Consider the following 23,058-nt stretch of genomic DNA (forward strand, 5'->3'; position numbering starts at 1 on the left):
ATGAATGAACATAAAATAAATAGTATGGAGTATTGGGATGATCGCTTTGAAACAAATTGGGAGAGCTTTTTAGGGAGAGAACAAACAGTTTTTTTTCTCAAATTGTTATTAGAAAATCTTCCAGAATGGCTATTAAATGGAATAGAGGAACAACAATATTCTTTATGTGATGCGGGTTGTGCTGAAGGTGACGGCACACAATTACTCGCAAATAGTTTTCCGCATTCGAAAATCTTAGGGGTAGATTTTTCTATAGAAGCTATTAACAAAGCTAAAGAGTATTACCCAAATGTGGAGTATGTACAAGGAGATATAATGAATCTCCCTAATCATTTTGATATAGTTGTTTGTTCTAATGTTTTAGAGCATTTTACCAATCCTTTTGAAATTATTCCATTATTAATTGACAAAACGATTAAACATTTAATTATTATGGTTCCCTTTTTAGAAAAGGAAAGAATTAAAGAACATTTATATACATTTGAATATAGCTCATTTCCTTTAGAGATAAATGATTATGTTTTGACATATTTTAAGGAAATAGATTGTAAGTTGATTGAAGGTACTCATTGGACTGGAAAACAAGCTATTATAATATATTCAAATCAAGCTACAAATAGAAAAAATAATTTGAGTTTGGCTGCTTTTAATAATATAGACAATTTTTATGAAGATGAGTATTTTAAAAATATAGAACAAATCAAGTTGTTAGAGGCTAATATTAAAGAGAAGGAAGACAATCTCAATTGGTCTTATAAAAAAATAGAAGAAAAAGATTCTATTATTAATAATCTAGTAAATTCCTTAGGAGAAAAAGACACGGTTATTAATAGTTTAGTAGGTTCCTTAGAAAAAAAGGAAAATATAATCAATCACTTTTTGGAGGATATTGAAGAGGGGAAATTAAAGACTACTCAATTAGAACAACAAATATACCATAATAATCATGAGCTTTATAATTTAAACCATCAAATACTAAGTATGCAACAAACAAAAGGTTGGCGTATTCTAAATAGATATTACAGATTCATACATTCAGTACGGAATGTGAAAAGTAATATGAAGAAATTTATATATATTTCAAAAACAAAGGGTCTAAAGGAAGCAGTCAATCGTTCTTTTGTGTATATAAATGCTAGGGAAACTAATCATGTTGTAAACAATAGTGTAAAATTGATTGATTTATATTCTAAAATATTAAATGAATATAGAAATGGTGCTATAAAAGGAATTGCCATTATTCCTTCAGCTTTTGAATTTGATGAACTATATAATCAAAGAACGATAAACTTAGCAAAATATTTATCTAAAAAAGGTTATGCAGTAGTATATGTTGCTTGGCAATGGGATAAAAAAGATTCAATTAATAACAGCTATGAATGTTTTTTAGAAAGAATCTATCAAGTTCCACTTTTCGATTTTATAGAAACTCAATTTAATTTAATTAATGAAATTCAGGATAAGAAATTTTTTATAACATTTCCAACTGAAGCATTTTATAAATTAATTGTGCCATTTAGGGAGAATGCTTTTCACATTATTTACGACATAATGGATGAATGGGAAGAATTTTACAACACCGGTGAAGCCCCTTGGTATAAAAAAGAAATAGAAGAGGCGATTATTGTAAATTCTGATTTGGTAGTAGGTGTTTCTGAGCCATTAAAGGGAAAATTTAATTTTTTAAGGAATGATATTCTAGTGATTGGGAATGGATATGATGAGAATATCTCGAAGATGAGAGATATTGCATTAAAAAAAGAGGCCATTGATAATATGATTCATATGGGTTATTTTGGTCATTTAACTAGTTCTTGGTTTGACTGGGATTTAGTTTTTGATTTAGCTAAGAAAGAAAATTTCTTTATCCATCTAATAGGCTATGGTGTAGATGATACAATTTTAAAAAAATTAAAAGAGTATAAAAATATAAAATTTTATGGGAAAGTTCACCCTGGAGAGCTACATCACTATGTGAAAGAATGGCATTTAGGGTTAATACCATTTAAAAAATCTAAACTCTCAATAGCTGTAGATCCGATTAAAATTTATGAATATCTATTTTTTGGTTTACCTACTATTTCTACAGGAATTCCGCATATAGGGAATTACCCTATTGTGACTCATTGTGACGATACTCAAAACGTAATAGAGTCTGTGGAAGAAGTTTATACGAAAATAATGAATAATTCTTTAGAAGTCATTGAGTTGGAAGAATTTTTGGTTAATTCAACATGGGAAAGTAGATTTAGAAAAATGATGCATGAAATAGATAATACAGATTTCTTCCAATCGTTATTTAAAGGAGAATTGAAGTAATGCATAAAGTACTATATGTTTATAAATGGGCTACAATGGGAGGGGTAGAAAGAGTACTATTAAATCGTGCTCTTGCATTTAAAGCTTCAAATTTTGATGTAGCCCAAGATGTTTTTTTCCTCCACGATTCTGGAGGGAAAAAACTGTTAAATCGGTATATTGAAGAAAAGTCTTTAGGACGCTATTTAAAAATTGTTGAAGATTTTATCCCCGAAAAATACGATACAATACATCCTATAGATACCCCAGAAATATTTAAAATGGTAAAGAATTATGAAAAGATATTATTCGAATGCCATACAGCATATGCAGAAAATAGACAGTATCTTGCTGAATTACCAATGAATATAAAAGGATTAATTGTTCCATCAAAAAAGTTTAAGTCAGATATTTTACAAGAACTTCCTTTAAGATTAAGAGAAAAAATATTTGTTTTTAGAAACTTTATTCCTGAGAGTATGTTTGAAGTAGATGAAATTAATAGTGAAAAATTAAATAAAATTCCTATTACCTATATAGGGAGAATAGATAAATTGAAAAATGTTGAGGAGTCTGTTGAAATTTTTAATCTACTACAAAAAAAATTAGGAGACAAATTCCTTTTAATTGTGGCAGGTCCACTAACTTCAGAGGTGGATTTATTTAAGTTAGTTGAAAAGAAAGGTATCTTGAATAGATTTATTTATCTTCCTCCTATTGCCTTTGATAAAATTCCTAAATTACTTAAACAAGTTAAAGAAAATAATGGGGTTGTTATTTCTTCTTCTAAAGGAGAAAGCTTCGGTCTATCAGTAGCTGAGGCGATTGTTTATGGTATTCCTGTTATTGCTTCACATATTCATAGTCATTTAGTAAATGATAATAGAATGTTTCTATACCAATTAAATGATATTGAGGAAGCGGTAAATAAGATTGAGTATATCCTAAATAATAGGTACAATTGTATGCAAGAATTAACAACTCTGAAAAAGGATTTAACTGATAATGCTTTTTTACAAGATTGGAGTGAGTTATATTGAGTGAGGTACTTTTAAAAATAAGAAAAATTATCGAGGAAGAAAAGTTTTTTAAAGTAATCGCCTTATTTTTAGTTTTAGTAGGCTTTGGTCTAAGATTATATTGGGTTATAAAGATACCTAACGAACCAATTTCAGATTATAAAACATATTATGACATAGCGGTAAGTATAGTTAATGGTGAGACACATCCATTACTAGGGTACCAAGGAATTGGATATCCATTATTATTGGCATTGTTCTTTTATTTATTTGGCAGCACAGATATTTTGATTGCTAAACTAGTAAATGTCGCTTTCTCAACAGCTACACTAATAATTGTATACATGATTAGTCGGAAATTATTTAAGGACAAAATAATTGCATTAATTGTACTTCTATTGATGGTGATATTGCCGAATTATATTGCATACAATAATGTTTTGGGAACTGAAACTTTTTTCTTGTTTTTGTTCACAACAATTATATTAGTATTTTTAGGTGAACTCAATAACAAAATGAAATTTCCTTTATTAGGGATTCTTATTGGATTAGCAGCATTAACCAAACCACAATTTATGATCTATCCTATAATATTAGCGATAATATATTATTTTAAAAATAGAACTTTTAAAGAAACAATTTTGAAGTTTAGTATAGTTGGAGTATTTATGGCGATTGTAATAGCTCCTATGACTATTCTAAATTATAAGAATCACGGGGAATTTATTCCAGTTTCTTATAATGGTGGTTATGTATTATACATAAATAATAATTCTCAAAATTCGAATGGAATGTACATGGATGTTGCAGCTGTAGAACCAACTCAAAATCTAATGAAAAATTTACAAGATATAGGTATAGAGCACGGTACGTTAAACGCTAAAGCTGCTCCATTATACCAAGAAGCTGCTACTCAATGGATAATGGAACATCCTGTGGATTTTTTCAAAGTAGGATTGTTAAGGGTAAAAGCAACATTTTTTAGTGGGGCTTCTGATATTCAGATTTGGTCTATGAGTTCGTGGGTAAAAACACTTGAAGAACAATTACCTTGGAGTGAATATGCTAGAAATATTTATACTTTCACATTTCTTACAGATATAATTATATTTTCAATTACTATATTTGGATTTTTATTTACTATATTGGGAGGGATATATTTTTTATTAAAATTGAAAAAAGGGAATATTCCATATGTTATATCAATTCCTACAATTAATATAATGTTCTTTATATTAATTAGCTTTTGCTTTGAAGGGCAATCAAGATATAATTACCCAGTATTATTTTTATTTATTATAGGTTTCGTGTTTATTTTCAAAAAACTAGTTTCTAGTTTTGTTAATTTGAATATAGAGAATTTTGAATAATAAATAACTGGCGTTATTAAGAAAGAGACTGACTAGATAAATGAAATCATATATAAAGCTTATGAGGATACACCACTATATTAAAAATGGCTTAATTTTCACTCCATTAATTTTTAGCGGTAATTTATTTGACATTGAGTTACTTTTTAAATCATTTTTAGGTTTTTTGGCATTCAGTTTAGTAGCTTCTGCCATCTATATAATAAATGACATACAGGATGTAGAATTAGATCGCCTTCATCCTACAAAATGCAAAAGACCATTAGCAGCAAATTTAATTTCTCTTACTAATGCAAAAATTTTAGGTGTTTCATTAGTAATAATAGCAGCGATTATAAATGTTTATACAGCAAATAATAGTTTAGCTGCTTGGGTTTCTCTGATTTTATATTTAATTTTTAATCTTGCTTATAGCAATGGATTGAAAAACTTACCTATTATTGACGTTGCGATATTAGTATCTGGATTTGTCTTTAGAGTTATATATGGGGCAGGAATTACAGGCATTGAGATTTCAAGTTGGCTATATTTAACGGTAATTTCAATGTCATTTTATTTGGGGCTAGGTAAACGTAGAAATGAATTAATAAAGCAAAAAAATAAATCAAGAAAAGTTTTAAAATACTACAATCAAAGTTTTTTAGATAAAAATATGTATATGAGTTTAGCTTTAACTATTACGTTTTATTCATTATGGACAGTAGATCCTTTAACTATTGCTAGATTATCTAATAATTTCTTGGTTTGGACGGTTCCTTTAGTAATACTTATCTGCATGAAATATAGTTTGAACATAGAAGGAGATTCTGATGGTGACCCAGTAGAAGTGATATTAAAAGATAAAGTTTTAATAGGGATGGTTGCTTTATTTATCCTAATTACATTAGGAATATTATATATTTAGGGTGAGTCACATGAATGTTTATGATTTTGACAAGACAATTTATAAGGGTGATAGTACATTAGATTTTTATGTATTTTGTATAAAAAAGCAACCATTACTAATATTACTGCTACCAATTCAAATTCTAGGTTTCATTAAATATAAGTTAGGAATGATTACTAAACTTCAATTCAAGGAAACATTTTATATTTTCTTGAAATATGTGAAAAATACCGATGTAAAATTAATAGATTTCTGGATAGCTAACAAACATAGAATCCAACCATGGTATATAAAGCAACAAAAGCCTGATGATCTTATAATCTCTGCATCTCCTGAGTTTCTTTTGAAGCCTATTTGTAATGAACTAGGCATATTATATTTAATAGCCTCGGTTGTCGATAAGGATACAGGAAAATGTTTAAGTGAAAATTGCTATGGGATAGAAAAAACAAATAGATACTATGAAAGTTATGGGGATACAATAATTAATGAATTTTACTCAGATTCTTTAACAGACACGCCTATGGCTAAAATGGCTCAAAAAAGCTTTGGAGTAAAAGATAAAATTCATATTCCATGGAATGAATTTGAAATGTCAAACAATCATAGTTCAATAAAAAAAGAGTTTATATTATTTATTTTTGTAGGTATAGTCAATACAATAAATGGAGTTGTTTTTTCATCTATATTTTCCTTAACACTAGATGGGACATTAGCGTTTATTTTAGGTTATGCAGGCAGCTTAACGATATCATATATTTTAAATTCTACATTTGTTTTTAAAAATACCTTATCATGGGTAAGATTTGTTAAGTTTTGTATATCCTATATTCCGAATTTCGTAATACAGTTCGTAATGGTATTTGTATTTTTACATTATTTTAATTTAAGAGAAATAATTGTTTATACTATGTCAGCTATTCTTGGGGTCCCTATTACATTTTTAATGGTTAAATTTTTTGCTCTAAGAAAGTAGCTGTTTTTATTTGGCTCATCACCAAAAGTTGTGGATGACATTTTTTAAAATATATGCGCTGCATATTAGTTGATTGGAGCGGAGACTGTGCGACTCCTTAGGGATTAGCGTCACAGATGAGACCCTGGAGCGAGCCTCGCGAGTGAAGCGGCTCATCGGACGCCCCCAGGAAAGCGCCCAGTCGGAACGGAAATCAACCACACGTTTTGGTGGAGAGCCTTTTATTTTGTATATTTGTTAAAAAAAGTAAAATAAGTAAGTCGAGTGAACTGTATTCTAGGTGTTCAACTGTCCTGATCAACTTGAATTTCTATACGAAAGGGCTCTTACTTTTAATATACGAGGAGGATTATATATTGAAAACTTTTTTTCAAAACAAAAATAGAATTAGATTTACATTAAAATATGCATTTATTATTACTTTATTGATACATTTATTTTTAATAGTAAATGGTTTACAAAATGTTGATAGTATGTGGGGAACTTATTATTCGAAATTTGATAGTAGCGAGGTAGGTAGGTTTACACTATCTTTCCTATCGAGTTTTAGTAGTTATTTTGATTTACAGTATTTTAATAGTTTATTATCTATTGTATATATAAGTATAACAGTGATGCTCTTAATTGAGTTGTTTGATATAAAAGATAAAAAATTAATCTTACTATTTACAATACTTTATGCAGCTTTTCCGAGTATTTCAGGAACTCTGACATATTCATTCTTGACAGATGCCTATTTTTTATCGACTTTATTAGCTGTATTTTCTCTATATCTTATTAGGATGAAAAATAATTGGTTTGTAGTAGTTATAGTATCTTTACTTATTTATATTTCATTGGGTACCTATCAATCAAATTTAGCTTATATAATAACACTTTTAATAATTTTATTTATAAGAGATACAGTACTTCAAAATAAATCAATCAAATTTTATATTCAAGGTGCCATAGTAACAGTTTCAGGATTAATATTATATGTGTTGCATTTTAAGTTTTTTGAAAGGACAAATCAATTAACATCTTATCAAGGAGTAAATGAAGCAGGTATAAGTTTAACAACGATATTTAATGCCTTTAGAAAATCCTTAGAAACTTTCAATATGTACTTCTTTTCTTCATTTAAATTTGTAAATATATTTGAAATATTAAATTTAATATTTATTATTATGTTTTTTATAGGTTTAATTATAATTATATTTAATAAAAAACAAAGTATCTTTGAATTAATAAAAATAGTGGTTTCATTATTAATACTGCCTTTTTCTATTTTTATAATTTACTTTATTTCACCAAATGTTTGGTATCACAATTTGATGATACAACAAATGGTCTTTATCTATGCTTTAGGTATTATAATTTTTGATTTGCTGATAATTGAAAATAAAACACATTTAAATAGTATATTTAATAAAGCTAATTTCATTTTATTATTTATTATTGGGTTTAATTTAATTATAATTACGAACATTTATTATGAAAAGTTAGAAACAATTAATAATCAAACTTTTTCAATGTTAACTCAAGTTTCTTTTGATATTAGACATATTGATGGATATAAGGATGATATACCGCTTGTAATAATTGGTGATCCATCACTTACCTTACCATCAAATAGTTTGTATGATGAAAAGACACCTCCTATGAGTCCAGGTACTAGTGCGTATTTAGTAAATAGTACTCAGAAATTCGCAAATTATTTGAATCATTTTATTGGAATGAAAAATCCACCTTCTATTGATGAAGAGACTATACTATCTAGTTACAGCAATGAAATAAATAATATGCCAGTATGGCCTAACAAAGAATCTATAAAATCTATAAATGATGTAATAATAATTAAATTCCCTCAATGATTAAAACTTAAGAAGCGGGATATTTTACAACCTTTTTAGTTAAGGATCTTTAATATTAAGGGAAGGAATATGAACTAAGTTTATATCCTTCCTAAAACATCCAAAACCTGCATTAATTATAGGTTTTTTAATTGTTTTTGATTAATAATTTTGTAAATTTTATTATTAATCTAGGTTTTTGGGATTTTAGGAGTGAATTATGATCAAAATCCTACTCGCACAAAACAGTGCATTTATCGCGAATCGTTTGCCACGTGCTGCCCGCGCATTAAAAGAAGCGGACTATGAAGTAGATATATTGAATTGGAACCGTGGAGTAAATGCCGAGATTATTCAAAATGCAACTAAAAGTTTTCGTTTAGAAGGAATTACTGTTCACTCAATTTATTGTGGGAATACACCCTATGGAAAAGGGATCATTACAGTTTTTAACAAAATTATATTTATTATAAAAGTGATATTATTCCTTTTTAAAAATGGTCAGCAATATAAGGTTGTGCATGCAATTGATTTTGATTTGGCATTACCTGTTTATATAGCTAAGCTACTAAATCCAAAATTAAAGTTTGAATTTATTTATGATATTGCTGATTTTGTTGAGACTTTTCATAGTCCTATTCCTAAGTTTATTCGATCAATGATTAAAAATTTAAGTGAACGAATAATGAATCATGCAAAAGTAGTAATAATACCTGATGAAAACCGACTTGTCAATATTCCAAAAGCGTTTCAAGATAAAACAGTAATTATTAACAATAGTATAGATCCACCACAACAAATAAAGGACTATGAAATAAAAACAAATGGTGACACGTTAAATATTTTTTATTATGGTGCACTTAGTAAAGATAGAGGCATTGAATTATTATTAAAGCAAAAAAATGTTTCTTTATGGTTTGCTGGTAAAGGTGAATTACAGGCAAAAATAGTAGAGTATGCAGATACTGATGATAATGTTCATTATATAGGGTATCTTAAATTAGAAGAAATTTTATCTGTAGCTAGCCAAATGGATGTTATTTATATGGTGTATGACCCAAGCTATCAGCATAACCAAATCGCTTCCCCGAATAAATTATATGAAGCGTTATATTTAGGAAAACCTTGTATTGTAGCTGAAAATACTTCAATTGATTTATTTGTTAAAAAATATGATATAGGATATATTACGAAATTTGATGAGCACAGCTTAAGCAAAGTGATTAAATCTATTAGTAAAGAAGAGTTAATATTAAAAGGGAATAATGCAAGATCTATTTATCCAGCGTTTAGCTGGGATACCTCTAAAAGGAAATTAATAGAAATTTATAAATCTATTACGAAAAAAGGTGACACAATATGAATCATCCTTTAGTTTCTATTATTACGCCTTCTTTTAATAGTTCACGCTTTATAGAGGATACGGTTAATTCAGTTTTAAATCAAACCTATCCTCATTTTGAGTTGATAATTGTGGACGATTGCTCAAAGGATAATAGTTTAGAAATGATTACCGCCTTTAGTAAAAAAGATGAGCGTATCAAAATATATCAGTTAGAGAAAAATAGTGGGGCTGCGGCTGCTAGGAATTACGGTATTCAAGCTGCAAATGGGAAATATTTAGCCTTTCTAGATAGTGATGATTTATGGAATCAACATAAGCTTGAAGCACAAGTGAAGTTTATGGAAAGTAACAATTATACATTTTCTTTTACTAATTATAAAATGATTGATGAGAAGGGGAATTCTCTTAATAAAACTGTAACGTGTCCTAGTGTCATCGAATATAAAAGTTTGTTAAAAAACACAACGATTGGTTGTTTAACTGTTATGCTAAATATTGAGCAACTTGGTAAGCCGATTATGCCTAATTTGCAACCTGAGGACACTGCTTTATGGTTAAAAATTTTAAGAAATAATAATAAAGCGTATTGCCTTCAAGAAATGTTGGCAAGCTATCGGATTGTAGGAAACTCTGCTTCAAGTAATAAGCTCAAGGTAGCGAAGAAGATGTGGATTGTATATAGAAAGTCAGAAAATATTAATAGATTAAAAGCTTCTTGGTATTTCGTTCATTATGCATGGAATGCTGTTAAGAAGCACTATTTATAGAAGGTGAGAGTATGAACCTTTTAATCACAGGAGAAACAGGTTATATAGCGAAAAGTTTAAAAGTCTATTTGACTTCGAAATTTGCTGATAGTTCTTTTTTGCTAAAGTCTATTCGAAATAATGCTATAAAAAATCTGTACTTAAATGAAGTAGATGTTTTAATTCACTTAGCTGCACTCGTTCATAAAAAAGAAACACCTGATAGTGAGGGGCTTTACTATCAAGTAAATACTGAATTAACCTATCAATTGGCAATGAAAGCAAAGTCGGCAGGAGTCAAGCAATTTATTTTCTTTAGTACAATGGCTGTGTATGGTAATGTACAAGGAAAAATAAATCATCAAACAAAGACGAATCCAGTAACGTTTTATGGAAAAAGTAAGTTAGCTGCAGAAAAGAAAATATTAGAATTACAAGACGGGCATTTTCAAGTTGCCATTGTACGACCGCCAATGGTATATGGTCCTAAGTGTCCAGGTAATTATTCACTTTTAAGTAAGTTAAGTCGGAAAACTTTTGTTTTTCCAAAAGTAGAGAATAAACGGAGTATGCTTTTTATAAATAATTTAAATGAGTTTATATTCCAATTAATTCAATATGAAGAGTCTGGCATTTTTCACCCACAAGACCCACAATACATTAATACAAGTTCAATGGTACAAGAAATTTCGAAAGTGCATGGTAAGTCTGTTTATTTTAATAAACTAGTAGGAAGAGTACTAAAGCTGCTGATTGGGAATAAGATGATCTATAAGAAAGTGTTTGGAGATTTATATTATGAGAGAGATTTATCTTCATATAAAGATAATTCCTATCAAAAGTTTGATTTTGAGCAAGCAATTTCCATAACTGAGAGGGAATAATGAAACGATTATTGGATATTATTTTAAGTTTTATAGCGATTATTATATTTACCGTCCCTATGGTTATTGTCAGCATTGTAATTAAAGTAACTTCAAAAGGCCCGATATTATTTAAACAACAACGTGTTGGTAAAAATGGCATCCATTTTGAAATTTATAAGTTTCGGTCAATGTATACAGAAACCCCAAATGTTTCAACAGAGGCTCTTGGTGATCCTACAAGTTATATTACACCTGTTGGAAAATTTATTAGAAAAACTAGCATAGATGAGCTTCCACAACTTTTTAATATTATTAAAGGGGATATGTCAATAGTTGGACCACGACCGGCCTTATATAATCAATACGAGTTAATTGAAATGCGTAACAGTGTGAATGTTAACTCTGTTAGGCCGGGGTTAACGGGCTATGCACAGGTGATGGGACGCGATTTTATTTCTGATAAGGAAAAGGTTGATTACGATAAATACTATGTTGATAATAAGAGTATCGTGCTAGACATAAAAATAATCTGGATGACATTTTTCAGTGTATTAAAAACTGAAGGAGTTAAGATGAAATAGAGATAAGAGGTCAAACTTAAATTATGAAAAAAATCCGAAAAGCTATTATACCAGCAGCAGGGCTTGGCACTCGTTTCCTTCCAGCAACAAAAGCGATGCCCAAAGAGATGCTACCAATTGTAGATAAGCCGACAATTCAATATATAGTAGAAGAAGCCATTGCTTCCGGAATTGAAGATATCATTATAGTTACAGGCAAAGGTAAACGTGCAATTGAGGATCATTTCGATAATTCATTTGAACTTGAGACGAACCTAATAGAAACAGGTAAATTTGATATGCTTGAAAAGGTTCAGAAATCTGCTGAGGTGGAAATCCATTACATCCGTCAAAAGGAGCCGCTTGGACTAGGTCATGCAATTTGGTGTGCTCGTAAATTTATTGGTGAAGAGCCGTTTGCAGTGCTACTTGGCGATGATGTTGTTAAAAGTAATGAACCTTGCCTAAAGCAATTAATGGATCAATATGAAAAAACTTCTTCAAGTGTGATTGGTGTTCAAGAAGTGCCAGATAGGGATGTCCATCGTTATGGTATTATTGATCCTGTCAATACTGACAGTCGTTTAATACAAGTTACACAATTTATTGAAAAGCCAACCCTAGAGGACGCACCTTCAAATTACGCTATTATTGGACGTTATGTATTAACACCTGAAATTTTCCATTTCTTAGATGAGAAGAAGAAAGGTAAAGGTGGCGAAATTCAGTTAACCGATGCTATTGAGTCTTTAAATGGTATTCAACAGGTTTTTGCATATGTATTTGAAGGTCGTCGTTATGATGTAGGTGAACAATTAGGTTTCATCGAAACGACAATTGATTTTGCTTTAGAACGTGACGATTTAAGCGAAAGTGTTAAAGCGTTAATTTTACAAAAAGCTAAACAATTGAGTGGCAAAACTGAATGATTTTAGTTTTTGTTGGCTTTATTGATATCGTTTGTCAGAGAATTAGTAAAGAAACTCAAGAAATTGTTGTATCAAATAATTATAGTACTACCTTGCATCGTTAGATTGTAGATAGACAAACTTTTTTTGTACAAAGCGATTTTATACGATGGAGTTACTCATGTCCTTAATATTCAAAGTGCCTGGCGTTTTAACATAAAAATTTAAATTAGAAGGTATGTCTCAAATTGGGACATACTTTTTATTTTAATGTCGATCAAAGTCAATCAAATAATGTTATAAGAAAAAAATATCTAAGTTGAAATAAGAACTTTTTCCGTTCATTAATTATTGAAATTGTTCATTCTAATTACTATATGTCATAATATACATATCAAATTTTACCTTAAGAAGTGAGGATTCTATAGTGCTAACAGAAATTGTTAAAACAACATTGCTGAATTGTTCACTAGATGGTAGTGATATATTACGGTATAAAGATCGCGTAAAGAGGATTCATGATGCTTTACCACAATATCCATTAACAGGATGGATGGATTCTCCTTTGCAAGATCAAGAAGCACTGATTACTTCTATTGAACGAGTAGCAAGTGAGGTACGTGCTTGTGCGGATGTGCTTGTTGTTGTCGGGGTTGGTGGATCATTTTTAGGGGCAAGAGCAATTCAAGAAGCGTTAATGCCTTATTTTGGTCTAGCCAAAGGTGGCATCGAGGTTGTTTATGTTGGTCTTAATATGAGCGGTGCATACATTAAAGAACTACTCGAGTATTTAGATACAAAGCAAGTGTATGTCAATGTGATTTCAAAGTCAGGTGGTACGATGGAGCCTGCGTTGGCGTTTCGCGTAATGCGTTTATATATGGAAGAACGTTACGGTGATAAGGCCATTGAGCGCATTATTGTGACTACAGATGCTGAAAAAGGGGTATTGAAGGGGATTGCCGATAAAGCTGGCTATCGCAAATTCGTGATTCCAAATGATATTGGTGGACGTTATTCCGTGTTGACGCCTGTAGGCTTATTGCCTGTTGCAGTAGCGGGGGTTGATATTCGTACTTTAATGGACGGTGCACGCCATGCAGCTACGGAGCTAGCGGAATCAGATTTAGCACATAACGATGCATACAAATATGCGGTCATGCGCCATATGCTTTATGAGAAAGGTTTTACGATTGAGTTGCTTGCTTCCTTTGAGCCAGGTTTGAATAAATTCCATGAATGGTGGAAGCAGTTATTTGGTGAAAGTGAAGGGAAGGAGCGTAAGGGACTCTATCCTTCAACGGTGAATTTCTCAACAGATCTACATGCGATTGGGCAATTTATTCAAGAGGGCAGCCGTGTAATGTTTGAGACATTGTTACATTTCCATGAAATTGAGGGAGATTTAGCCGTACCTTTTGATATTCGAAATGAAGATGGGTTAAATTATTTATCGACTCGTACCTTTAATGAGATTAATGCTATTTCCAAACAGGGAACAGCACTTGCGCATGCAGAGGGAAAGGTGCCTATTATTCAGCTTGAATTACCGAAGCTTGATGCGTATCACCTAGGCTATTTGATTTATTTCTTTATGAAAGCTTGTGCAATGAGTGCGTGCTTATTAGAGGTTAATCCATTTGATCAGCCTGGAGTAGAAGCGTATAAACGTAAAATGTTAGAGTTGTTGAAAGAAGAGAAGGTGTCGAATTAATGGTTAATGTTCGTGAATTATATAATCGGTGGAAAGAGATGAATCTTCCAAATTATTTAGCAGAGGAGCTTGTATCTATTGCTGAGGATAGTAGTTTAATAGAAGATCGCTTTTATCAATACGTATCCTTTGGTACTGGTGGAATGCGTGGTGTTTTAGGTGCTGGAACAAACCGTATGAATATTTATACCATTCGTCGTGTCGCAGAAGGACTTGCTCGTTATATCGAATCAAATGGTGATGCCGCTAAAGAGCGTGGGGTTGTCATTGCTTATGATACTCGTTATTTCTCTTATGAATTTGCCTATGAAACTGCAAGTGTATTAGGAGCACATGGTATTCGTTCATATGTTTATAAGGAAGCACGGCCAACACCGCAGTTATCATTTACGGTCCGTCAATTACATGCCTATGCAGGTGTTGTCATAACGGCAAGTCATAATCCTAAACAGTATAATGGCTTTAAGGTGTATGGTGAGGACGGTGCACAATTAACACCTCAATTTGCCAATGACATCGTGGAACATATGGGGAATATTGAGGATATATTTTCTATTAAGGTATGTGAACTTGAGCAACTGGAACAGCAAGGAATCTTGTCATGGCTTGGAAATGATATGGATGCCGCCTATTTAGAGCATCTTTTAACATTAAAGGACAATGATGATGTTGCTCTAAATATGAAGCTTGTTTATACGCCATTACACGGTGCAGGTTTAGTGCCAGTTAGTGAAGGGCTACAAGCTTTTGGTTTTCAGCACATACATATTGTGAACGAACAAGCTGTACAGGATGGAGCTTTTCCTACGGTTTCTTACCCAAATCCAGAGGAGCCTGCTGCTTTTACGTTAGCGATGGAACTAGGGCAAAAAGTAGGCGCAGATCTTTTATTAGCAACAGATCCAGATGCGGACCGTTTAGGTGTGGCCGTGAAGAATGGTGAGGGCTACGAATTATTGACGGGAAATCAGCTTGGTGCATTATTGCTACATTATTTGTTATCAACAAAACAATCAAAGGATACTTTGCCGGATAATGGAGTAATGTTGAAAACTATTGTAACTTCAGAGTTAGGTGCGGTGATTGCCAAGCGATTTGGGGTAACCACAGTAAATACGTTAACGGGCTTCAAATACATCGCTGAAAAAATTGCGGAGTATGAAAAAACGGGTGCTTTTTCGTATTTATTTGGCTATGAAGAAAGCTATGGCTACTTAATTGAAACTTTCGCCCGGGACAAAGATGCAGTACAAGTTACCTTAAAAGTAGCGGAGATGGCAGCTTTCTATGCAAAGAATGGACAAACATTATTAGATGGACTACAAAATTTGTATCAACAATATGGTTATTACAAAGAGGCCTTAGTATCTCAGGTATTTGAAGGCAAGAATGGTCAAGATGAAATGAAAACAATATTAGATAGTCTTCGGCGAAACGTACCTGAGTCAATTGCAGGCTTAGCTGTGAAACGATTTGAGGATTACTTAACGGGACTTACAACATTAGCTGACGGTACTACTGAGTCCATTGTTTTGCCTAAAGAAAACGTTTTGAAATATATACTAGAGGATAATTCTTGGGTAGCCATTCGACCATCAGGTACAGAACCGAAATGTAAGTTCTATTTTGGTGTTGTTGGAGAAACAGAAGATGAATCAAAAGAAAAATTGAAGCAACTGCAAGCTGTATTTGTATAGAATAGCAGTTTAATAAATCGAAACAATAAACGCCCTCTTAAAATTGGAGGGCGTTTTCGTTTTTTTACTATGCTCTTTTTAATTCAGCTTCATTCTGGATCAAGCGGGCTGTTAGTGTTCGATAATGCGGTGTTGGCTTTCTTAGATGACTGCTAGTTGTTTTACTTTTTCATTTTCATTTGTTTCTATTTAGTAGATGAATATTATTATTATGAATTATTTAAATTCTATTTCATTTCCTATAATAGTATCCAGATTACTGAAATTACAATTAATTTACACAATATAGATACTATTAAAATAGAGTATTAACAATAATATGTTTACATATATATGTAGTGGGGAAATAGATTTTTGATATTTCAGCTATTGATGTCGGGTCATATGCGATAAAAGTCGCCTGTTTGGTGTAGGCCCAAACCGAAAGCATAGATAGAGAGATACGGGTTAAGGTAGGAATGGCGAGGACAAGTTTGCTTTGTCGGAAATGCATCCACACATGCGATTTTAAATAATATTGCTAAGAAATTGCTAAAAAGGTAACATAAGTTAAGGGGGTTAGAAAAAAACTAACTCACTACTTTTGGATGCTGGCGATGTCTTCTCTGGAACTTTATATTTCAATACCAGGTAGTGTTACTTTCAAAAACTACATTGAGAAAGATCAATCGGTCAAAACCAAATACTGAAAAATTTAATATTGAAGGAATCACAGTAAAAGGAGAAACAATTCTATAGTCTTTTGTATAGCCTTCTCTTAGTAGGGAGGGGGCATTTTATTAAAAAAAACTATCTTTTCTAAATTTGAAAGGGGAATTGACTGGATGTCGAAGAAGAATTGGAAAAAGCCGATAAATGCATTTTTAGCAACAACCTTAGTTGCAAGTGTTGTTGCACCAGCAGCACCACTTACAGTTAAGGCCGAAGCATTAGCACAGGATTTAATCATTTCAGAGTATATTGAAGGTAGTTCTTTTAATAAAGCAATTGAAATATATAATGGTACAGGTACCGCGGTTGATTTAAGTAATTATACTTTAGAGCTTCATACGAACGGAGAAGCTACCGCGAAAAATAAAGTGAGTCTGACAGGTACTTTAGAAAACGGAGCTACGTATGTTTTATATCATAAAGATGCAGATCCAAACATTAAAGTAAAAGGAAATCTAGAAAACTCGACTTTTATTAATTTCAATGGAAATGATCCTATCGTATTAAGGAAATCGGGTGAAATAGTTGATTCCATTGGACAAGTTGGTCCTTCAGCAGATTTTGCTAAAGATGTTACTTTAGTAAGAAAGAATTCAGTCTTGTCGGGTGATACAAATATTAATGATCCATTTAACTCGGCTTTGGAATGGAATTCTTCTTCAACGGATGATTTTTCTAATTTAGGGCAACACGTAATGGACAATTCAGGTGAACCTGTTGATCCTGTTGACCCGGGAACACCGGCAATCCTCTCAATTGGAGATGCTAGAACTAAAGGTGTGGGTGAAACTGTAACTATTAAAGGTACAGTAGCAGCAGGCTTGAAAAATACGTTCTCCGTCCAAGATAATACGGGTGGTATTGCTGTGCGACCTACTAGTCTCCCTTTGGCTGTCGGGGATGAGGTTACTTTAAAAGGTAAATTAGTTGACTATCACGGATTATTACAATTAGATGGGGCTACAATCGTTGAAAAAGTTGAAAATGCGGGCGCACCATCTCCAAAGGTAGTAACTGGTGCTCAAGTAACGGAAGATAACGAGTCACAATTAGTAACAGTAAAAAATGTTACGCTTACAGATGCTCAGCAAGGGACTGGATGGACGAACTATACTGCAAATGACGGAACGAATTTCCTCGTACGTGATGAAACAAATTCACTTGGATTAACTGCCGGTACATCCTATGAATCTATCACTGGTATTGTCCAACAGTATGATAAAGACTATCAAGTGATCCCACGCTCAAAAGCAGATATAGTTGTAGATAGCTCAGCGTTAAAACCTGCTATCGCATCTCCTGGAAGTGGAACGTTTGCTGGGAAAACAGCAGTTACGTTGACAACACCGACTGCAGATGCAGAAATTTATTACACATTAGATGGCACTGAGCCAACTGATAAAAGTCATAAATATGAGACGCCAATAGAAATCAATAAAAATACTACTTTAAAGGCAATTGTTAAAGATAAAAATGGTACGATTAGTGAAGTAACTACGTTTAATTATGTCATTGCCGATAAATTACAAATACATGATATCCAAGGAGCCGATCATAATTCTCCATTCAATGGTAAAACGGTTGAGGGCATTGAAGGAATTGTAACGTATTCATTCTCATTAAATAACAATTGGTATTATAACATTCAAACACCTGATGATTTAGCTGATAATAATCCGAATACTTCTGAAGGGATTTTATTATACAGTGGTAAAAACCCTTGGCCAGTTCAAGTTGGGGACTTAGTATCTGTTAAAGGGCAAGTAAATGAATTTGCCTATGATGGTTATAATGACAGACAGCAAACAGATTTGAAAACAACGCAAATCAATGTACGTAACGATCAAGGCGGAAAAGTAGAAGTAGTTAAAAATAGTGTTGCGCTACCGAAACCAATTAAACTTGATAAATTAAAAATGTCCTTAAGCAGCATTGACAGTGATCAGCTTCAAACATTTAATCCAACCATTGATGCTATAGATTTCTGGGAAAGCATTGAAGGTATGCGGGTGGAAGTAGAGGACGTAAAAGCGGTAGCACCACAGGAGCATGGAGATCTGGTGACAGTACTTGATAGTGCACCAACAAATACCATTCACGGTGGCGTATTGTACGAGAAAGGAAATGCAAATCCGAACAGAATTCAATTCCGATTAGAACCGAATACAGATGCACGTGATTTTGAAGTTGCTACGGGTGATAAATTTAAAGGACCTATTACGGGAATCGTAGGCTATTCCTATCAAAATTTTAAAATCTATGTTCCTTTAGATGAAATGAAAGCTGCCCATCAAAAGGGTACTGCATCACCTGAGAAAACAAAAATTGTGAAAGCCGATGATAAGCTAACAATTGCCTCTTACAATTTAGAAAACTTCTCTAATAACAAAAGTTCTACTACTGATGAGAAAGCGAAAAAGCTAGCACGAGCAATTGGCATTGACATGGGAAGCCCAGACATTGTTGGGGTAACAGAGGTGCAAGATAATAACGGCGCTTCTCCTGGTGATTCAAAAGCAGATCAAAGTTATCAAAGACTAATTGACGCGATCAAAGCTGCAAGTGGTGTTGAATATAAATACGTTAATATTGATCCTATCAACAATCAAGACGGTGGAGCACCAGATGCGAATATTCGTGTTGGCTTCCTTTATAATCCCGAGCGAGTGAAGTTGAAGGAAGGTATTCCAGCAGGAGATGCTACAACAGCTGTAGGTTATAAAGATGGGAAATTAACACTGAACCCTGGTCGTATTGATCCAACAAACGAAGCGTTTACTAGCAGTCGTAAACCTTTAGCGGCACAATTTGAATTCCAAGGTGAAGATGTAGTAGTGATCGCAAATCATTGGAATTCTAAAAATGGAGATACGCCATTATTTGGTTCTAAGCAACCACCCGTATATGGAAGTGAAGAGCAACGTAAAAAAATTGCACAAATTGTTAATAATTTTGTTAGTGATATTAAATCAAAAAATCCAGATGCAAACATTGTTTCTTTAGGCGATTTTAACGACTATCAATTTGCGGATGCTTTAAAAATTCATGAAGGTCAAGTAATGACTAATATGATTAATAAAGTGGAAGAGTCTGATCGTTACACATACGTATTTCAAGGGAATTCACAAGTATTAGATCATATTTTAGTATCGAATAATCTAGCGGACAAAACAGTTGTTGATATTCTTCATATCAATGCTGATTTTACAGACATGGCTGGTCGTGCAAGTGACCACGATCCTGTAATGGTTCAAATGGATGTTAAGAAAGGTTCAAGTGTTGAACCGATTCAGCCTGACATAGTATATGACTTTAAGAACTACAAAACAAATAAATTAACAATCAATAAACCAAGCGTGGCAGTGCATTTAGATGCTCAATCTGTTATTCCAAAAGGTGTATTCCTTAAAGGTAGATATGCAGAACTACACGGAGAAGGCTTTAAGACGACTGATGTTACCCTTAGTCCAGTGAAAGCAGGGATGATTGTCGACCTTAAAGGCAATAGCGTGAAAACACTCACAATTGAAGGTCCAAATGTCAGTGAAATAAGAGGCGCTGAAAATTTAGATATACAATCGATAATATATAAAAAAGGTGCAGCTCCTGAGCAAATTAAATTTACAAATTCAAAGGGGGATCCTATTACGGATCCTTCTTTGCCTGCTGAAAATAATGCACCTATAATTAAAAAACCTATAGCAAACAAAACTGTAGCTGTCGGTGAGGCAATTAACATTGATTTAACAGAGCATTTCTCAGACCCTGATGGTGACAAGCTTTCATTTACAGCTACAAAAGGAACTGTAAATGGCAAGGTACTAACTCTTAATTTAGAAGAGGGTAGCCATATTGTAGGCGTTACAGCATCTGATGGTAAAAAAAGTGTTACAACAAATTTCAGTGTCAAAGTTGTTGCTAATGATTATTATACAGGTGCATATAACAAAGAGGGGGAAGCACTAAAAAAGGCGCTTCACGATATCATTTCTGAACAAAAGGTACTTTCTTATGATGAAGTTTGGAATGCATTAAAGTATACAGATGAAGACCCTAATAATCCAAATAATGTAATCTTATTTTACTCAGGAAGATCAAGTTCAAAAGCAAATAGCGGCGGCAATGTAGGAAACTGGAACCGAGAGCATACATGGGCGAAATCACATGGTAACTTTGGAACAAGCAATGGACCAGGAACAGATATCCATCACTTACGTGCAACCGATGTACAAGTAAATAGCTCAAGAGGAAATTTAGATTTCGACAATGGCGGCAGTCCAGTAGCAGGCTGCAACGGTTGCCTTAAAGATTCAGATTCATTCGAACCACCTAATCGCGTAAAAGGTGATGTCGCACGGATTCTATTTTATATGGCAACTCGTTATGAGGATGGAGATAAGGTCGACCTAGAATTAAATGACAAAGTCAATAATGGAACAGCCCCTTATCACGGCAAACTTTCTGTTCTTTTACAATGGCACGAGCAAGATCCTGTAGACGAATATGAAAAACAAAGAAATGAGAGAATCTACGAAATCCAAGGTAATCGCAACCCATTTATCGACCATCCTGAATGGGTAGAAAAGATATGGTAAATTAAAAAGAAAACGCCCACTTCAGTTCTTAACCTGAAGTGGGCGTTTGACGTTTATTGTGCTCGTTTCAACTCAGGGTTTGAAATAATTTCCATTTATTTTATCTCTCTTCTATTTAAATGTATCTATCTTTCCCCTATAGCATAGATAATTAGATTGCTAGTATTGCCATTGACTCATCACTAAAAGTTGTGGATGACATTTGTAAGTTGATTGGCCTGGAACTGGTCGACTCCTTGGAGATTAACGGCTCATCGGACGCCCCCAGTCGGAATGGAAATCAACCACACGTTATGGTGATGAGCCTTGCCTTTGCATTATTCGATAAATTATGACATGCTTAAATGAGAGATAACTATATTTAGGAGAATGTTTTGTGATTAAAGAGTGGGATTTACTACGTGTGGTGGCGTGTTTATCTATTTTACTATTACACACTTCTTCGTGGATTATTATGGAAGTTGGTGCGATACCAGAGCAGACATTTTATCTGTTTTTACGTATTGCGCTGTGTTATGCGACACCGACGTTTATTTTATTGTCTATATTAATTTTGGCGAATCGTTATCAGGATAAAATACCGAGTAACTTTTGGTCGAATCGAATTCAATATATTTTTTCACCTTATTTAATATGGGCTATGATTGATGCTTTACTTGTGGAGTTAATTTATAGCAAGGGCTTATTTTGGGAAAAATTTGTCCGCAATATCGTCTACAGTGAATTTGTAGGCTGGTTTGTTTTGGTCATTATACAGCTATATGTAGTTTTTGTGTTGATGAAACGTTTTAAGTGGTCTATGGCTTGGTTTTTACCATTATGTATGTTGATTACGCTTGTCCATCATTCAGTGATTTTATTGCCATATCCGATTTTTGAAGAGAATGAGTCAATGTTTCGTTTACTCTTTACCGGTTGGCTTGGGTATTTTGCCATTGCGTATGCGATGGGGGTGTATTATACACAGATTGCTGCGCTTGCGAAAAAGTATCGTTACACAACGATTGTATTCTTCGTGCTATCTGTTGCCTTTTTATACATCCGTATGCTGCTCGGTTATACAGAGACACATTCGAGACGCCTTGACTTAATGCCGCTTGTTATAAGTACTGCATTACTAGTAATTGCCTGGGGACAGTCAATACCTTATACGAAAACAGTTCGAGTGCTAAGTCAATATTCATTTATGATCTACCTCATTCATTGGGAGGTTCTGCGTCTATCGACAGATTGGTTTATAGAGCACTTTGATCGTACACTAGTCCGAGTACCTTTGCTGATGCTGTGGACGTTAGTTGTTTGTATTACGTTGACGAAATTGATTTCTTTACTTCCATATAGTCAATGGATAGTTGGAAAAATAAAAAAGCGTACTACATAGTAAAAGCAGTGATTTCTATTATTATAGAAATCACTGCTTTTTTTGGGTGCGCCGGAAAAATAGTTGGTTCCGCCGGTAAAAGTGGAATTGCGCCGCTAAAGTAGCCGATTCCGCCGGTAAAAGTGGAAATTGCGCCGGTAAAGTAGTCAGTTCC

General features: G+C 32.9%; 16 protein-coding genes. All 16 read left to right on the plus strand.

Going from position 1 to position 23,058, the window contains the following annotated elements:
* The 16 genes from QRN68_RS09230 to QRN68_RS09305 all read left to right on the plus strand — a co-directional run bounded on the left by QRN68_RS09230 (position 1) and on the right by QRN68_RS09305 (position 22,904).
* Positions 1-2,319, plus strand: a complete 2,319-nt coding sequence (locus QRN68_RS09230; RefSeq protein ID WP_285396532.1) for a methyltransferase domain-containing protein — start codon at positions 1-3, stop codon at positions 2,317-2,319.
* A complete protein-coding gene (locus tag QRN68_RS09235) occupies positions 2,319-3,338 on the plus strand; it encodes a glycosyltransferase family 4 protein (protein WP_285396534.1) in 1,020 nt (339 codons plus the stop codon). The genes QRN68_RS09230 and QRN68_RS09235 overlap by 1 nt, the downstream gene beginning before the upstream one ends.
* A complete protein-coding gene (locus QRN68_RS09240; RefSeq protein WP_285396535.1) occupies positions 3,335-4,687 on the plus strand; it encodes a glycosyltransferase family 39 protein in 1,353 nt (450 codons plus the stop codon). Before QRN68_RS09235 ends, QRN68_RS09240 begins: the two co-directional genes overlap by 4 nt.
* Before the next feature lie 40 nt (positions 4,688-4,727).
* Positions 4,728-5,591, plus strand: a complete 864-nt coding sequence (locus tag QRN68_RS09245) for a UbiA prenyltransferase family protein (RefSeq protein ID WP_285396536.1) — start codon at positions 4,728-4,730, stop codon at positions 5,589-5,591.
* A gap of 10 nt (positions 5,592-5,601) precedes the next feature.
* Entirely contained in the window at positions 5,602-6,549 is a 948-nt protein-coding gene (locus QRN68_RS09250; RefSeq protein ID WP_285396537.1) for a haloacid dehalogenase-like hydrolase, read from the plus strand.
* Between the two features lie 73 nt (positions 6,550-6,622).
* The gene (locus tag QRN68_RS09255; RefSeq protein WP_285396538.1) at positions 6,623-6,790 is read left to right on the plus strand and encodes a hypothetical protein; all 168 of its coding nucleotides are present in this window, start codon (positions 6,623-6,625) and stop codon (positions 6,788-6,790) included.
* 115 nt (positions 6,791-6,905) lie between these two features.
* Positions 6,906-8,402 (plus strand): glucosyltransferase domain-containing protein, encoded by a 1,497-nt coding sequence (locus QRN68_RS09260; RefSeq protein ID WP_285396540.1) that lies wholly within the window; start codon positions 6,906-6,908, stop codon positions 8,400-8,402.
* A 199-nt stretch (positions 8,403-8,601) separates the two neighbouring features.
* A complete protein-coding gene (locus tag QRN68_RS09265) occupies positions 8,602-9,744 on the plus strand; it encodes a glycosyltransferase (RefSeq protein WP_285396541.1) in 1,143 nt (380 codons plus the stop codon).
* Positions 9,741-10,493: a glycosyltransferase family 2 protein gene (locus tag QRN68_RS09270; protein ID WP_285396542.1), complete on the plus strand. Its 753-nt coding sequence runs from the start codon at positions 9,741-9,743 to the stop codon at positions 10,491-10,493. The genes QRN68_RS09265 and QRN68_RS09270 overlap by 4 nt, the downstream gene beginning before the upstream one ends.
* An 11-nt stretch (positions 10,494-10,504) precedes the next feature.
* On the plus strand, positions 10,505-11,356 hold the full coding sequence (locus QRN68_RS09275; protein WP_285396543.1) for an NAD-dependent epimerase/dehydratase family protein: 852 nt from the start codon (positions 10,505-10,507) through the stop codon (positions 11,354-11,356).
* The gene (locus QRN68_RS09280) at positions 11,356-11,919 is read left to right on the plus strand and encodes a sugar transferase (RefSeq protein ID WP_285396544.1); all 564 of its coding nucleotides are present in this window, start codon (positions 11,356-11,358) and stop codon (positions 11,917-11,919) included. The genes QRN68_RS09275 and QRN68_RS09280 overlap by 1 nt, the downstream gene beginning before the upstream one ends.
* 23 nt (positions 11,920-11,942) lie before the next feature.
* Positions 11,943-12,827: a UTP--glucose-1-phosphate uridylyltransferase GalU gene (gene galU, locus QRN68_RS09285; protein ID WP_285396545.1), complete on the plus strand. Its 885-nt coding sequence runs from the start codon at positions 11,943-11,945 to the stop codon at positions 12,825-12,827.
* Between the two features lie 406 nt (positions 12,828-13,233).
* Complete coding sequence (locus QRN68_RS09290; RefSeq protein ID WP_285396546.1) at positions 13,234-14,520, plus strand: glucose-6-phosphate isomerase; 1,287 nt, start codon at positions 13,234-13,236, stop codon at positions 14,518-14,520.
* Between the two features lie 38 nt (positions 14,521-14,558).
* On the plus strand, positions 14,559-16,217 hold the full coding sequence (locus QRN68_RS09295) for a phospho-sugar mutase (RefSeq protein ID WP_285396547.1): 1,659 nt from the start codon (positions 14,559-14,561) through the stop codon (positions 16,215-16,217).
* An 824-nt stretch (positions 16,218-17,041) separates the two neighbouring features.
* A complete protein-coding gene (locus tag QRN68_RS09300) occupies positions 17,042-21,523 on the plus strand; it encodes an endonuclease (RefSeq protein WP_285396548.1) in 4,482 nt (1,493 codons plus the stop codon).
* 376 nt (positions 21,524-21,899) lie between these two features.
* Positions 21,900-22,904 (plus strand): acyltransferase family protein, encoded by a 1,005-nt coding sequence (locus QRN68_RS09305; protein WP_285396549.1) that lies wholly within the window; start codon positions 21,900-21,902, stop codon positions 22,902-22,904.
* Positions 22,905-23,058 lie beyond the last annotated feature (154 nt).

It is taken from the genome of Lysinibacillus sp. fls2-241-R2A-57 (genome assembly GCF_030209535.1).
In the GTDB taxonomy this organism is placed as follows: domain Bacteria; phylum Bacillota; class Bacilli; order Bacillales_A; family Planococcaceae; genus Lysinibacillus.

Bases quoted from the DNA above. Each gene is read 5' to 3' on its own strand.
- QRN68_RS09230 (WP_285396532.1), top strand. From the start codon at position 1: ATGAATGAACATAAAATAAATAGTATGGAGTATTGGGATGATCGCTTT.
- QRN68_RS09235 (WP_285396534.1), top strand. From the start codon at position 2,319: ATGCATAAAGTACTATATGTTTATAAATGGGCTACAATGGGAGGGGTA.
- QRN68_RS09245 (WP_285396536.1), top strand. From the start codon at position 4,728: ATGAAATCATATATAAAGCTTATGAGGATACACCACTATATTAAAAAT.
- QRN68_RS09250 (WP_285396537.1), top strand. From the start codon at position 5,602: ATGAATGTTTATGATTTTGACAAGACAATTTATAAGGGTGATAGTACA.
- QRN68_RS09265 (WP_285396541.1), top strand. From the start codon at position 8,602: ATGATCAAAATCCTACTCGCACAAAACAGTGCATTTATCGCGAATCGT.
- QRN68_RS09270 (WP_285396542.1), top strand. From the start codon at position 9,741: ATGAATCATCCTTTAGTTTCTATTATTACGCCTTCTTTTAATAGTTCA.
- QRN68_RS09275 (WP_285396543.1), top strand. From the start codon at position 10,505: ATGAACCTTTTAATCACAGGAGAAACAGGTTATATAGCGAAAAGTTTA.
- QRN68_RS09280 (WP_285396544.1), top strand. From the start codon at position 11,356: ATGAAACGATTATTGGATATTATTTTAAGTTTTATAGCGATTATTATA.
- galU (WP_285396545.1), top strand. From the start codon at position 11,943: ATGAAAAAAATCCGAAAAGCTATTATACCAGCAGCAGGGCTTGGCACT.
- QRN68_RS09295 (WP_285396547.1), top strand. From the start codon at position 14,559: ATGAATCTTCCAAATTATTTAGCAGAGGAGCTTGTATCTATTGCTGAG.
- QRN68_RS09300 (WP_285396548.1), top strand. From the start codon at position 17,042: ATGTCGAAGAAGAATTGGAAAAAGCCGATAAATGCATTTTTAGCAACA.